The following is a 13,442-nucleotide window of genomic DNA, read 5'->3' on the forward strand; positions in this document are numbered from 1 at the left end:
CCCCGCGGTCAGTCGAGGGCGACGGCCATCCGCCGTACCGCCTCGGTGATCAGCTCGGGCGAGGTCGCGAGGTTCAGCCGGACGAAGCCGGCGCCCCCGGTGCCGAACGGGACTCCGGAGTTCAGGGCGACCCGGCCGCGCTCCAGGAAGACGGCCGCCGGATCGTCGCCCAGATCCAGCGCACGGCAGTCCAGCCAGGCGAGGTAGGTGGCCTGGGCCGGTTCGTGGCGCACGGCGGGCAGCGACTCGGTGAGCAGTTCGGCCAGCAGCCGGCGGTTGTCGTCGAGGCCGGTGAGCAGGGCGTCGAGCCAGGCGCCGCCGTCCCGCAGCGCGGCGGTGTGGGCGATGACGCCGACGTGGCTGGGGCCGTGACCGACCTCTTCGGGAAGGCGCGCGAGGTCGTCGGCCGCGTCGGGCCCGGCGACGGCCACGGCGGCCTTGAGTCCGGCCAGGTTCCACGCCTTGGACGCCGACATCAGCGACAGCCCGCTTTCCGCGCCGGGAACGCTCAGGTAGGGCACGAACGTCGCGCCCGCCAGCGTGAGCGGGGCATGGATCTCGTCGGCCACGACCCGCACCCCGTAGGTCCGCGCCAGCGCCGCCACCTCCGCCAGTTCCGCGGCCGAGTGCACGGCGCCGGTCGGGTTGTGCGGGCTGCACAGCAGATACGCGGGTCGGGCCGCGTCCTTCCGGACCCGCCCGAAGGTCTCCTCCAGGACCCCGAAATCGATCCGGCCGTCCCCACCGAGCGGAGCCTCGACGACCCGCCGGTCCATGTGCCCGACGAACTGGTAGAAGGGCGGGTACACGGGCGAGTTGACGACCACCGGATCGCCCGGCCCGGAGACCAGCTTCAGCATCTCGACGATGCCCAGCATCACGTCCGGGACGATCGCCGAACGCTCCACGGCGATCCCGTCCCAGCCCCACCGCTCGCTCGCGAAGCCGGCCAGCGCCTCGGCGTACGCCGTCCCGGCCGGATACCCGGTGTCGCCCAGCGCCACCGCGTCCCGGACGGCCCGCGCGACCGGTTCGGCCAACGGGACGTCCATCTCGGCGACCCACAGCGGCAGCACGTCCTCGGGGTACGTCCGCCATTTCATGCTCGTACGGCGCCGGAGCTGCTCCAGGGTGAGCCGGCGCAGGGGGTTCACGGCAGTGGGCGCGGGGATGTCACGGGGCAGACCGTCCATGGGCCAAAGATAGGCCGGACGGCTCGCGCTCCACGGCTGCCTGGGGCACGGTGGAACCATGACGAACCACACCTACCGGGTGACCGAGATCGTCGGCACCTCCCCCGACGGCGTCGACCAGGCGATCCGCAACGGCATCACCCGCGCCTCGCAGACCCTCCACAACCTCGACTGGTTCGAGGTGACCCAGGTGCGGGGCCAGATCGAGGACGGACAGGTCCAGCACTGGCAGGTGGGGCTCAAGGTCGGCTTCCGCCTGGACGAGTCCGGCTGACGGCTCTCAGGTCCGCCCCTCCCGCTCCTGCGCCACCTCCAGCGTCGCGGAAGGGGCGGTCCAGCGTGCCTGTACGACGGTGAATCCGGCCCGTCGGGCGTCCTCGCAGACCAACTCGTCGTCGTCCACCAGGACCCGGATCTCCCGCGTGCGGGCGAGCCGCTTCAGGATCTCCAGTTTGGTGCGCCGGGCAGGCCGCCGGTCGTCGTTGCGCCGCATGTGCACGCGTCCCTCGGGCAGCCCCTGCGCGGTGAGCCACGCGAGCGTGTCGCGTCGGCAGCGCTCGGGCCGACCGGTGAGATAGACGATCTCGCACTCCTCGGCGCTCTCCAGCACCAGCGCGATGCCCTCGGGGATCGGCGGGTCCTCGGGCGCGGCCGCGAAGAAGCCGTCCCAGTCGCGCGGCCTGCGCTCCAGGAACCGCTGCCGGTGGGCCGTGTCGGCCAGGGTGTTGTCCAGGTCGAACACGGCGAGCGGGCGCTTGCTGCTGTCGGTCACCTCACCCACCCTAGGGCCCTCTGATGGTTCCTGGCCCGGCAACCTTCCCGCCCCGGGCGGCCACTGATTGAGAAGAGCACAGTCGGTCGAGGCGGGAGACTCCATGCGTGTGAACACGGCGATCTGGACGGCGGTACTGGTGGGCGCGGCCCTGGCCTTACCCGTGACCGAGGCGTCCGCGGCGCCGACGACCCTGATCGTGGCGACGAACGGCAACGACACCGCCCCGGGCACACTCGCCCAGCCGCTGCGGACCGTCCAGCGGGCCGTGGACCTGGCGAAGCCCGGCGACACCATCGCCGTCCGCGGCGGGACGTACGCCCTCACGGACAACATCACCATCGCCGCCTCGGGCACCGCGTCCCAGCCCATCTCACTGGGCGCCTACCAGGGCGAGCGGGTCGTGATCGACGGCGAGCAGCTGGCCGCGAGCCACACCCCGGTCGGCGGCAGCATCCCGCGGGCCGAGCGCGGGGCGATCCACCAGGAGGCGTCCTACTGGCGGATCTCGGACCTGGAGATCGTGAACGGCCCGTACGGGGTCTACTGCGACGGGTGCAACGGCAATGTCTTCGCCCGCCTGAAGACCCACGACAACTACGAGTCGGGCTTCCAGCTCCAGGGCGCCTCCGGCAACAACCAGATCCTGAACCTGGACAGCTACGCCAACCGCGACCCGCGCAAGAACGGGGAGAGCGCGGACGGCCTTGCCATCAAGGAGGGTTCGGGCACCGGCAACGTCGTGCGGGGTGCCCGGCTGTGGAACAACGTCGACGACGGCTTCGACGACTGGAAGTTCACCTCGCCGGTCCTGATCGAGAACACCATCGCCTACGGCAACGGGTTCAACCGCTGGAACTTCCCCGACTTCGCGGGTGACGGCAACGGTTTCAAGCTGGGCGGCGGCAGTCCGGCTCCGGCGGTGGCGCACACCGTGCGCAACTCGGTCGCCTTCAAGAACGCCGCCCATGGCATGACGGACAACGGCAACACCGGTGCCCTCGTCCTGACCCGCAACTCGACGTGGGCCAACGGCGGCACCGGCTTCGACGCCGACGTCTCGGGCGGCAAGGCCAAGCTGACCGCCAACCTGTCGGTCGCCGACTCCAAGGCGGCCGCACTCGGCTCGGCGACCGTCTCCAGCGGCAACTCCTGGGATCTGGGCGGCACGTGGAACGCGTCCTCGGTACTCAGCACGGACCCGGCGCCGCTCACGGGCGCACGCGCGACCGACGGTTCCCTGCCGTCGGCGCCGTCGTTCCTGGTGCCGCGGAGCGGGGCCGCCGTAGGAGCGAGGTTCTGATCCGGCCGACCCGGTGACACGGGGCGCGAGGCGTATGGATCATGCTTCTCCCATGCCCCCGACGCCCCGTACGTTCCTGACCGGCTCCGGCTCCTGCACCCTCGTCGTCTGCCGGGGCTGCTGCTGCGGCGACGCCCGCAAGTACCCCAGCACCGACCACACCTGGCAGCTGGAACTGCTGCGGGCCGGCGCCGCCGAGCACGGCTTCCAGGTCCGTACGACCGACTGCCTGGGCCCCTGCGACCAGGCCAACGTCATCGTCGTACGGCCCTCGGCGGCCGGGCGCCGGGCGGGTGGCCGGGCCGCGTGGATCGGGTTCGTCATGGACGACGAGGGCACCGAGGAGGTCGTGCGGTGGGCGGCGGCGGGCGGGCCGGGGGTCGCCGAGCCGCCGCCGACGCTGGAGCTGCAGTTCATCGAGCCGCCGCGGGAGGCGAGGGTACGGTCGCGCCGCCGTCGCTGATTGTTAATGGGATCCATTTTCATGTAGCGTCCTCGGTGCCCACCCACCGAGGCCACCGAAGAGGTTCCCGTCATGGCTGTCCCGAAGCGGAAGATGTCCCGCAGCAACACCCGCCACCGCCGCGCGCAGTGGAAGGCCACCACCACCCAACTGGTGCCCGTCACGATCGCCGGCGTCGCCCATCTCGTCCCCCAGCACCTGGTCAAGGCGTACGAGCGCGGACTGCTGCGCCCCGAGGGCTGAGGGCCCGGGTCAGCCGGTTCAGCTGAAGCCCCCGCTCATGCCGCCGTGTCGTAGAACTCCGCGCGGACGCGGCGCAGCCACGCCTCGGCCGGTTCCTCGTCGGGCCGGTCCGGCAGCGCGCTGCGGGACTCGCCGAACGCGGTCTCGTAGTGGGCGAGCAGCGCGCGGGCCGAGGCCGGGTCGGCGGCGACGGCGTCCCCGAAGCGGTGGTACTCCTCGGGGTCCTCGACCCGCACCGAGAGCCGTCCGGTGGTGTACAGCTCCAGGCCCTGGTGGCAGAGCCGCTTCAGGTGCCGGGCGTGCTTGGCGGTGCGGTGGCCGCCGGCCCGGCTCTCCAGTTTCCTGAACTGCTGGGCGGCGTACCCGAGATAGGCGTCCCGGACCCGCTTGGCGCTGAGGAACGTCCCGCGGATGCCGATGAGTTCGTCGCCCAGCGGGGTGCGCACCTCGTAGAGCTCGTCCGGCAGCCACACCAGTTCCATGACGGTCGGGTTGCCGCCGAGGGCGAGCCGGCACCACTTAGCCGCCTCGTGCAGGGTGCGGTCGGGTGCCGTGGTGACGTGGGACTCCTTCGGCGTGTGCAGGCCGAGCAGGTTCTCGGTGGGCGCGGCGAACATGCCGAGCCGGTCCACGTCGGAGCCCTCGCGGGCGAGGCCGTACGCGGTCGAGCCGACGATGCCGGAGAGCAGGATGTTCTGGACGGTCACGCGACCATTGTGCTGACCTGCGGTGACGCGGTCATCCGGTTTTCCGGCGGGAATACCGCGTCCGGTCGGGCGTTGAACCCTGTGTGAGTTCCCTGACCGCCGCCACCCGCTTCTCCGTCCTCGACCGCTCCCGCACCCGCGAGGGCGGTACGAACGCGCAGGCGCTCCAGGACACCGTCCGGCTGGCGCGGGAGTTGGAAGGGCTCGGCTACCACCGCTTCTGGGTCTCGGAGCACCATGGCGTGCCGGGGGTCGCGGGCTCCGCGCCGACGGTGCTGGCGGCCGCCGTGGCCGCGGCCACGGACACGATCCGGGTGGGCACCGGTGGTGTGATGCTGCCGAACCACCAACCCCTGGTCGTCGCCGAGCAGTTCGGGGTGCTGGAGTCCCTCTTCCCGGGCCGGATCGACATGGGCCTGGGCCGCTCGGTCGGCTTCACCGGCGGCGTGCGCAAGGCGCTGGGCCGCGACAAGGACGACGCCGACGACTTCGCCGTACAGCTGGAGGAACTGCTGGGCTGGTTCCGCGGCACCTCCCCGACCGGGGTGCACGCCCGCCCCGCCGAGGGCCTGACGGTGCCGCCCTTCGTGCTGGCCATGGGCGAGGGTGCCGCGATCGCGGCCCGCGCGGGCCTGCCGATGGTCATCGGCGACCTCCGGAACCGGGAGAAGATGCAGCGCGGCATCGACCACTACCGCGCGCATTTCCGGCCCTCTCCATGGGCCGGGGAGCCGTACGTCGTCATCTCCGGGACGGTCGCGGTGGCCGCCACCCCTGAGGAGGCGCGGCGCCTGCTGATCCCGGAGGCCTGGTCGATGGCGTACTCCCGGACCCACGGCACCTTCCCGCCCCCGCCGCCCGCCGAGCGCGTCGAGACGCTCCCGATGACGGACAGGGAACGGGGCCTGTACGAGTCCGGGCTCGCCGGTCACATCGCGGGCACCGAGGAGCAGGTCGCCCACGAGCTGGAGACGGTCCTGAAGGAGACGGGGGCGCAGGAGGTGCTGGTCACGACCAGTACGTACGACCGCGAGGCCCTGCTGGACTCCTATCGGCGGCTGGCGGCGATCACCTCCGGTTAGAGTCGTTCCCATGCCCGACCCGACCGGCTCCCACGACCCGTACGTCCGCGTCCGCGGTGCCCGGGAGCACAATCTCCAGGGCGTGGACGTCGACGTCCCGCGGGATGTGCTGGCCGTGTTCACGGGGGTGTCCGGGTCGGGGAAGTCGTCGCTGGCGTTCGGGACGATCTACGCGGAGGCGCAGCGGCGGTACTTCGAGTCGGTGGCACCGTACGCGCGCCGACTGATCCACCAGGTGGGGGCACCGAAGGTCGGGGAGATCACCGGGCTGCCGCCCGCGGTCTCGCTGGAACAGCGGCGCTCGGCACCGACGTCCCGTTCGTCCGTCGGCACGGTCACCAACCTCTCGAACTCGCTGCGCATGCTGTTCTCCCGGGCCGGTGACTACCCGCCCGGCGCCGAGCGGCTCGACTCGGACTCCTTCTCCCCCAATACGGCGGTCGGCGCCTGCCCTCAGTGCCATGGCCTGGGCCGGGTCCACCGTACGACCGAGCAGTCGCTGGTGCCCGACCCGTCGCTGTCGATCCGGGAGGGCGCCATCGCCGCGTGGCCCGGTGCCTGGCAGGGCAAGAACCTGCGGGACATCCTCGACGCGCTCGGCCACGACGTGGACCGGCCCTGGCGTGAACTGCCCGCCGAAGAGCGCGAGTGGATCCTGTTCACCGACGAGCAGCCGGTGGTCACCGTGCACCCGGTGCGGGACGCGGACCGTATCCAACGGCCGTACCAGGGCACGTACATGAGTGCCCGCCGCTACGTCCTGAAGACGTTCGCGGACTCCAAGAGCCAGACGCTGAAGGCGAAGGCGGAACGCTTCCTGGTCGCCGCCCCGTGCCCGGTCTGCGGCGGCAGCAGGCTGCGTCCGGAGGCGATGGCGGTCACCTTCGCGGGCCGCACGATCGCCGACCTCGCGGCCCTGCCGCTGACCGAGCTGGCCGCCTCGCTGGTCGCCCACGGCGAGACCGCGCGCGTCCTCACCGACGACCTCAAGTCCCGTATCGCGCCCGTCGTCGAGCTCGGCCTCGGTTATCTGAGCCTGGACCGCGCGACCCCCACCCTGTCCGCGGGCGAACTCCAGCGGCTGCGCCTCGCCACCCAGTTGCGGTCGGGACTGTTCGGCGTGGTGTACGTCCTCGACGAACCCTCCGCCGGACTGCACCCCGCGGACACCGAGGCTCTGCTCACGGTGCTGGCGCGGCTGAAGGCGGCCGGCAACTCGGTGTTCGTGGTGGAGCACGACCTGGCCGTCATGCGGGGCGCGGACTGGCTCGTGGACGTGGGGCCGGGGGCGGGTGAGCACGGCGGGCGGGTGCTGCACAGCGGCCCGGTGGCGGAGCTGGCGAAGGCCGGGGAGTCCGCGACCGCCCGGTACCTGTTCGACCGCTCCCCCACCCCGAAGCGTCAAGTGCGCTCGCCCAGGGGTCAGTTGAAGGTCGGTCCGGTCAGCCGGCACAACCTGCGCGGGGTGACGGCCGACTTCCCGCTCGGTGTGTTCACCGCGGTGACCGGGGTGTCGGGCTCGGGCAAGTCCACGCTGGTGGGTGAGATCACCGAGGAACTGGAGGGGGTGGGACGTCTGGTCTCGGTCGACCAGAAGCCGATCGGCCGCACCCCGCGCTCCAACCTCGCCACCTACACGGGCCTGTTCGACGTCGTGCGCAAGGTCTTCGCCGCCACCGACGAGGCACGTGAACGCCGCTACGGGGTCGGCCGTTTCTCCTTCAACGTGGCGGGAGGGCGCTGTGAGACCTGCCAGGGCGAGGGCTTCGTCAGCGTCGAGCTGCTCTTCCTGCCGAGCACCTACGCGCCCTGCCCGGACTGCGGCGGGGCCCGCTACAACCCCGCGACACTCGAAGTGACGTACCGGGGAAGGAACATCGCCCAGGTGCTCGACCTGACGGTGGAGGCGGCGGCGGACTTCTTCGCGGACACCCCGCTCGTCGCCCGCAGTCTCACCACCCTGCTCGAGATCGGCCTCGGCTACCTGCGCCTCGGCCAGCCCGCCACCGAACTCTCCGGCGGCGAGGCCCAGCGCATCAAGCTCGCGAACGAACTCCAGCGCGCCCGCCGCGCCCACACCCTCTACCTGCTCGACGAACCCACCACCGGTCTCCACCCGGCCGACGTCGAGGTCCTCATGCGCCAACTCCATGGCCTCGTGGACGCCGGACACACGGTGATCGTCGTCGAGCACGACATGTCGGTGGTGGCGGGCGCGGACTGGGTCATCGACCTGGGCCCGGGCGGCGGTGACGCGGGCGGCCGCATCACGGCGACCGGCGTGCCGGAAGACGTCGCCGCGGCGGAGGGCAGCGCCACGGCGCCGTACCTGGCCAGGACGCTGGCCGCCGGCGCCTGAGTCCGGGAGCCCCGGCCCGCAGAGCAACTCCGGCACGGGCGGCCGACTCCGTCGGGCGGCACGACGGCTGTCGCCCGGTCAGCCGGTCGCGTGCTCGCCGGTGCGCCCGTCGCACGCGAGCGACTGTGCCGCCCGGGCCAGGGAGCGGCGGTCGGGGTGGCTGCCCAGGGTGATCGGGGCCGGGACCTCCACCTCGGCCGTCAGCCCGCGTGCCGACACCACCCGCCATACCGATGCCGGCAGTGAGTCGTCACCGATGTAGGCGGCGGCCGTGCTGGGCCCGCCGCCGGCCAGCCGGTACCGCAGGCTCACCGGCTGGACGGGCACCCCGGCGTCGAGGGCGGCCTGGAACACCGCGCGGCGGAAGTGACCCTGGGCGCGGCCGCACCAGGTGCTTCCCTCGGGGAAGACGGCGACCGCCGCACCTCCGCGCAGCGCCTCGGCGATCCGGGCGACCGTGTCCGGGAGGGCACGCAGCCGGTCCCGCTCGATGAACAGCGCGCCGCTGCGGGCCGTCAGCCGCCCCGCCACCGGCCAGCGGCGGATCTCGGCCTTCGCGAGCATCCGGGCGGGGCGTACGGCGGCCAGCAGCGGGATGTCCAGCCAGGAGATGTGGTTCGCGACCAGCAGCACTCCGCCCACGGGCGCGGTGGCGCCGGACACGCGGACCCGGACCCCCGAGGCCCGCACCACCGCCCGGCACCACCACCTGACCACTCCGGCCGGGATCCACCGGCCTGCCGGCAGCAGCGCGATCCCGGCGAGCAGGACCGCCGTGACCGCGAGGAGCCGCAGCACGGCACGGGGTACGGCCGTGGCGGCCCCCGTCCGCTCCAGACACGCCCCGGGGGTGCAGGGCGCGCTGGGCAGCCAGACGCTCATCAGGCCGGGACGAGCGAGAGGAAGTGCCGCAGATAGCGGGCGTCGACCCGGCGCATCGACAGCAGCACGTACAGGTCGGCGACCCCGAACTCCGGGTCGTGGGCGGGCGGTCCGCACACCCAGGCGCCCAGGCGGAGGTAGCCGCGCAGCAGCGGGGGCAGCTCGGTGTGGGCGGCCGGCGTCCCCTCGGTCGGCTCCCAGGGCAGCAGGGGCCGTACCCGGAACTCCTCGGGAGCCAGGTACTTGGTGCGCACCCGGTTCCAGGTGCCGGCCGCGAGCGCGCCGCCGTCGGCGAGCGGGATCGAGCAGCAGCCCGCCAGCCAGTCGTGGCCGCGGTCCACCATGTAGCGGGCGATCCCGGCCCAGATGAGACCGATGACGGCCCCGTCGCGATGCTCGGGGTGCACGCAGGAGCGGCCGACCTCGACGAGTCCCGGGCGGATCGCGTCGAGCGGCGCGAGGTCGAACTCGCCCTCCGAGTACAGGCGTCCGGCCACCGCTGCACGCTCCGGGGGCAGCAGCCGGTAGGTGCCGACGACCTGTCCGGTGACGGTGTCGCGGACGAGCAGGTGGTCGCAGTGGGCGTCGAAGCCGTCCAGGTCGAGGCCGGGTTCCGGGGTGGCCAGGAGGGCGCCCATCTCCCCGGCGAACACGTCGTGCCGCAGCCGCTGAGCGGCCCGTACGTCGTCCTCGTCGCGGGCCAGGGTGACGGTGTAGCGCGCCGGGGCGACGCTCTGCGGGGGACGGTCCAGGGTGGAAACGCCGGTCATGGCACTCTCCAGGTCACGGGCGGAGGCGGCGAGCGGTGCCGCTGTCCCAGTTCTCCCGACGCCGGTTGGCGTGTACGTGACGGGTTCCGAGAGCGCGGATGTGCGGACGCTGAACGGCTCGGGCAAGGTGTCCGGGACCTGCGACTCTGTCGACCGGCCGGTGTCCCGCCGGTGGCCGGATTCCCCACGTGACCTTGGCGGGGCCGGACCTGAGCACCACGTCCGGCCCCGCCCGTCCGCACCTTGTCGGCGAACGTCTCTCAGCGCCGGGCGGCCTTCCGGGTCGCCCGCAGCCACTCCTTGTTCATGCTGGTGATGGAGACCAGCGGAATGCCCTTGGGGCAGGCCGTCGCGCACTCGCCCGCGAGTGTGCAGCCGCCGAAGCCCTCCGCGTCCATCTGCTCCACCATGTCGAGGACCCTGGTCTCCCGCTCCGGGGCCCCCTGCGGCAGAACGTTCAGATGGTTCACCTTGGCCGAGGTGAACAGCATCGCCGCCCCGTTGGGACAGGCGGCGACACACGCCCCGCAGCCGATGCACTCGGCGTGCTCGAAGGCGAAGTCGGCGTCGGGCTTGGGTACCGGCGTGGCGTGCGCCTCCGGTGCCGACCCGGTGGGCGCCGTGATGTATCCCCCGGCCTGGATGATCCGGTCGAAGGCCGACCGGTCCACGACCAGGTCCTTGATCACCGGGAACGCGGACGCCCGCCACGGCTCGACGTCGATCGTGTCGCCGTCCGAGAAGGACCGCATGTGCAGCTGGCAGGTGGTGGTCCGCTCGGGTCCGTGGGCGTCGCCGTTGATGACGAGCGAACACGCGCCGCAGATGCCCTCGCGGCAGTCGTGGTCGAAGGCCACCGGGTCCTCACCCCGCAGGATGAGTTCCTCGTTGAGGGTGTCCAGCATCTCCAGGAAGGACATGTCGGACGAGATGCCGTCCACCTCGTACGTGGACATCGCGCCGTCGGCGTCGGCGTTCTTCTGCCGCCAGACGCGCAGGGTGAGCTTCATGCGTAGCTCCGCTGGGTGGGGTGGACGTACTCGAAGACCAGGTCTTCCCTGTGCAGGACGGGAGCCTCGCCGGTGCCGGTGAACTCCCAGGCCGCCGCGTAGGCGAACTCGTCGTCCCGGCGGGCGGCTTCGCCGTCCGGTGTCTGGGACTCCTCGCGGAAGTGGCCGCCGCAGGACTCGGCGCGGTGCAGGGCGTCGAGGCACATCAGCTCCGCGAGTTCCAGGTAGTCGACGACACGGTTCGCCTTCTCCAGCGACTGGTTGAACTCCTCGCCGGTGCCGGGGACCTTGATCCGCCGCCAGAACTCCTCGCGGATCTGCGGGATGCGCTCCAGCGCCTTGCGCAGGCCGGAGTCGGAGCGTGCCATCCCGCAGAACTCCCACATGAGTTCGCCGACCTCACGGTGGAAGGAGTCCGGGGTGCGGTCGCCGTCGACGGCGAGGAGCAGGTTGAGCCGGTCCTCGGTCTCCGCCAGCACCTCCTGCACGGCGGGGTGTTCGCCGGTCACCGCGTCCTGGTGCGGGTTGCGGGCGAGGTAGTCGTTGATGGTCGCGGGCAGCACGAAGTAGCCGTCGGCGAGGCCCTGCATCAGCGCGGAGGCGCCGAGGCGGTTGGCCCCGTGGTCGGAGAAGTTGGCCTCGCCGATCGCGAACAGGCCGGGGATGGTGGTCTGGAGGTCGTAGTCGACCCACAGCCCGCCCATCGTGTAGTGCACGGCGGGGTAGATCCGCATCGGCACCTCGTACGGATCCTCGTCGGTGATCCGCTGGTACATGTCGAAGAGGTTGCCGTACTTCGCCTCCACGGCTGCCCGGCCCATGCGCCGGATGGCGTCGGCGAAGTCGAGGTACACGCCCTGTCCGCCCGGCCCCACTCCCCTGCCCTCGTCGCAGACGTTCTTCGCGGCGCGGGAGGCGATGTCGCGCGGGACCAGGTTGCCGAAGGACGGGTAGATGCGCTCCAGGTAGTAGTCGCGCTCGTCCTCGGGGATCCGGTTCGGCGGACGGGTGTCGCCCTTGGCCTTCGGCACCCAGATCCGGCCGTCGTTGCGCAGCGACTCGCTCATCAGCGTGAGCTTCGACTGGTGGTCGCCGGTGCGCGGGATGCAGGTCGGATGGATCTGCGTGAAGCAGGGGTTGGCGAAGTGGGCGCCGCGCCGGTGGGCCCGCCAGATGGCCGTGGCGTTGGAGTTCATGGCGTTCGTCGACAGGTAGAAGACGTTGCCGTAGCCCCCGGAGGCCAGCACCACCGCGTCCGCGAAGTACGTGTCGATGCGCCCGGTGACGAGATCGCGCGCCACGATGCCGCGCGCCCGCCCGTCGACGACGATCAGGTCGAGCATCTCGGTACGCGGGTGCATCTCGATGTTCCCGGCGGCGATCTGCCTCGACAGCGCCTGATACGCCCCCAGCAGGAGCTGCTGGCCCGTCTGGCCGCGGGCGTAGAAGGTCCGGGAGACCTGGACGCCACCGAAGGAGCGGGTGTCGAGCAGACCGCCGTACTCCCGCGCGAAGGGCACGCCCTGCGCCACGCACTGGTCGATGATCTCCACCGAGATCTGCGCCAGGCGGTGGACGTTGGACTCCCGCGCCCGGAAGTCGCCGCCCTTGACGGTGTCGTAGAACAGCCGATGGATGGAGTCGCCGTCGTTGCGGTAGTTCTTGGCCGCGTTGATGCCGCCCTGCGCGGCGATGGAGTGGGCGCGGCGCGGGGAGTCCTGGTAGCAGAACTGGACGACGTGGTAGCCCTGTTCGGCGAGGGTGGCTCCGGCTGAGCCGCCCGCGAGGCCGGTACCCACCACGATCACCGTGTGCTTGCGGCGGTTGGCGGGGTTGACCAGCTTGGCCTCGAAACGGCGCTTGTCCCAGCGCTCGGCCACCGGACCTGCGGGAGCCTTGGTGTCGGTGACCGGTTCACCGGTCAGGTAGTCGGTGTACGTCATGTTCAGCTCACCACTCCGGTCATGACACCCACGGGTACGGCGATGAAGCCGGCCGTGAGCAGCAGTGCGAGGACATTGGCGACGGCCTTGAGGGCGCGGTCGCGGGTGCGGCTGCCGGCGCCGAGGGTCTGGGCGGCGGCCCAGAAGCCGTGCCGGACGTGCAGGCCGAGGGCGAGCATCGCGACGATGTAGATGACGTTGCCGTACCAGGTGGAGAAGGTGTCCACGACGTTCTGGTACGGGTGGCCCTCCTGGAAGCCGCCGGAGTGCACGGTGCCGGTCGTCAGGTCGAGGAGGTGCCACACGATGAACAGGCCGAGGATGATGCCGCCCCAGCGCATGGTGCGGGTCGCGTAGCTCGCCCGCGGCTTCTTGTGGACGTACTTGCCGGGCCGTGCCCGGATGTCGCGGCGGCTGAGCTGGTACGCCGAGACGGCGTGTGCGACGACGGCGGCCACCAGCACGATCCGGATGAGCCAGAGCGTCCACTCGTAGTGCATGAAGGGTTCGCCGACCGTGCGCAGCCAGTGCGCGTAGTGGTTGAACTCGCCCGCTCCGAAGAAGATCTTCAGGTTCCCGATCATGTGGACGACCAGGTACAGCAGCATGATCAGGCCGCTGACGGCCATCACGGTCTTCTTGCCGACGGAGCTGTCCCACACGGTGCGTGCCATGGACGGCCGTCGGCCCGTCCGCGTTGCCAGAGCCATGGCCA

At 71.7% G+C, this 13,442-nt stretch carries 14 protein-coding genes; 6 read left to right on the forward strand and 8 right to left on the reverse strand.

Features of this window, described 5'->3' with window-relative positions; genetic code table 11:
* Positions 1 to 8 precede the first annotated feature (8 nt).
* Positions 9 to 1,193, reverse strand: a complete 1,185-nt coding sequence (locus tag ACGFWE_RS03765) for a MalY/PatB family protein (protein ID WP_393597615.1) — start codon at positions 1,191 to 1,193, stop codon at positions 9 to 11.
* A 58-nt stretch (positions 1,194 to 1,251) separates the two neighbouring features.
* Here ACGFWE_RS03765 and ACGFWE_RS03770 point away from each other — a divergent pair, with 58 nt between their 5' ends.
* A complete protein-coding gene (locus ACGFWE_RS03770) occupies positions 1,252 to 1,467 on the forward strand; it encodes a dodecin (protein WP_352384523.1) in 216 nt (71 codons plus the stop codon).
* 6 nt (positions 1,468 to 1,473) lie between these two features.
* Here the strand turns inward: ACGFWE_RS03770 and ACGFWE_RS03775 are convergent, their stop codons facing one another.
* Complete coding sequence (locus ACGFWE_RS03775) at positions 1,474 to 1,965, reverse strand: hypothetical protein (RefSeq protein WP_352384521.1); 492 nt, start codon at positions 1,963 to 1,965, stop codon at positions 1,474 to 1,476.
* Between the two features lie 103 nt (positions 1,966 to 2,068).
* Between ACGFWE_RS03775 and ACGFWE_RS03780 the strand changes: the two genes are divergently transcribed.
* The 3 genes from ACGFWE_RS03780 (at position 2,069) to rpmF (ending at position 3,974) form a co-directional block, all read left to right on the forward strand.
* Positions 2,069 to 3,268, forward strand: a complete 1,200-nt coding sequence (locus tag ACGFWE_RS03780) for a right-handed parallel beta-helix repeat-containing protein (RefSeq protein WP_393597617.1) — start codon at positions 2,069 to 2,071, stop codon at positions 3,266 to 3,268.
* A 52-nt stretch (positions 3,269 to 3,320) separates the two neighbouring features.
* Positions 3,321 to 3,731, forward strand: coding sequence for a (2Fe-2S) ferredoxin domain-containing protein (locus ACGFWE_RS03785; RefSeq protein WP_393597619.1), 411 nt, complete (start codon positions 3,321 to 3,323; stop codon positions 3,729 to 3,731).
* Positions 3,732 to 3,803: 72 nt separating this feature from the next.
* Positions 3,804 to 3,974: a 50S ribosomal protein L32 gene (gene rpmF / locus ACGFWE_RS03790; protein WP_352384515.1), complete on the forward strand. Its 171-nt coding sequence runs from the start codon at positions 3,804 to 3,806 to the stop codon at positions 3,972 to 3,974.
* 35 nt (positions 3,975 to 4,009) lie between these two features.
* Here rpmF and ACGFWE_RS03795 read toward each other — a convergent pair whose 3' ends face one another.
* Positions 4,010 to 4,681: a DNA polymerase beta superfamily protein gene (locus ACGFWE_RS03795; RefSeq protein ID WP_352384514.1), complete on the reverse strand. Its 672-nt coding sequence runs from the start codon at positions 4,679 to 4,681 to the stop codon at positions 4,010 to 4,012.
* A gap of 83 nt (positions 4,682 to 4,764) precedes the next feature.
* Here ACGFWE_RS03795 and ACGFWE_RS03800 point away from each other — a divergent pair, with 83 nt between their 5' ends.
* Together ACGFWE_RS03800 and ACGFWE_RS03805 are read left to right on the forward strand one after the other, a co-directional pair.
* On the forward strand, positions 4,765 to 5,763 hold the full coding sequence (locus ACGFWE_RS03800; RefSeq protein ID WP_393597621.1) for an LLM class flavin-dependent oxidoreductase: 999 nt from the start codon (positions 4,765 to 4,767) through the stop codon (positions 5,761 to 5,763).
* Positions 5,764 to 5,773: 10 nt separating this feature from the next.
* Entirely contained in the window at positions 5,774 to 8,122 is a 2,349-nt protein-coding gene (locus ACGFWE_RS03805) for an ATP-binding cassette domain-containing protein (protein ID WP_393597623.1), read from the forward strand.
* A gap of 78 nt (positions 8,123 to 8,200) precedes the next feature.
* Here ACGFWE_RS03805 and ACGFWE_RS03810 read toward each other — a convergent pair whose 3' ends face one another.
* The 5 genes from ACGFWE_RS03810 to ACGFWE_RS03830 all read right to left on the reverse strand — a co-directional run bounded on the left by ACGFWE_RS03810 (position 8,201) and on the right by ACGFWE_RS03830 (position 13,401).
* On the reverse strand, positions 8,201 to 9,004 hold the full coding sequence (locus ACGFWE_RS03810; protein ID WP_393597625.1) for a lysophospholipid acyltransferase family protein: 804 nt from the start codon (positions 9,002 to 9,004) through the stop codon (positions 8,201 to 8,203).
* On the reverse strand, positions 9,004 to 9,774 hold the full coding sequence (locus ACGFWE_RS03815; protein WP_393597627.1) for a GNAT family N-acetyltransferase: 771 nt from the start codon (positions 9,772 to 9,774) through the stop codon (positions 9,004 to 9,006). Before ACGFWE_RS03815 ends, ACGFWE_RS03810 begins: the two co-directional genes overlap by 1 nt.
* Before the next feature lie 260 nt (positions 9,775 to 10,034).
* Positions 10,035 to 10,784 (reverse strand): succinate dehydrogenase/fumarate reductase iron-sulfur subunit, encoded by a 750-nt coding sequence (locus tag ACGFWE_RS03820; protein ID WP_393597629.1) that lies wholly within the window; start codon positions 10,782 to 10,784, stop codon positions 10,035 to 10,037.
* Entirely contained in the window at positions 10,781 to 12,727 is a 1,947-nt protein-coding gene (locus tag ACGFWE_RS03825; RefSeq protein ID WP_393597631.1) for a fumarate reductase/succinate dehydrogenase flavoprotein subunit, read from the reverse strand. The genes ACGFWE_RS03820 and ACGFWE_RS03825 overlap by 4 nt, the downstream gene beginning before the upstream one ends.
* A 2-nt stretch (positions 12,728 to 12,729) precedes the next feature.
* Positions 12,730 to 13,401, reverse strand: coding sequence for a succinate dehydrogenase (locus tag ACGFWE_RS03830; RefSeq protein ID WP_393598921.1), 672 nt, complete (start codon positions 13,399 to 13,401; stop codon positions 12,730 to 12,732).
* Between the last annotated feature and the right edge of the window lie 41 nt (positions 13,402 to 13,442).

This window comes from Streptomyces sp. NPDC048523, assembly GCF_043199815.1.
Lineage (GTDB): Bacteria > Actinomycetota > Actinomycetes > Streptomycetales > Streptomycetaceae > Streptomyces.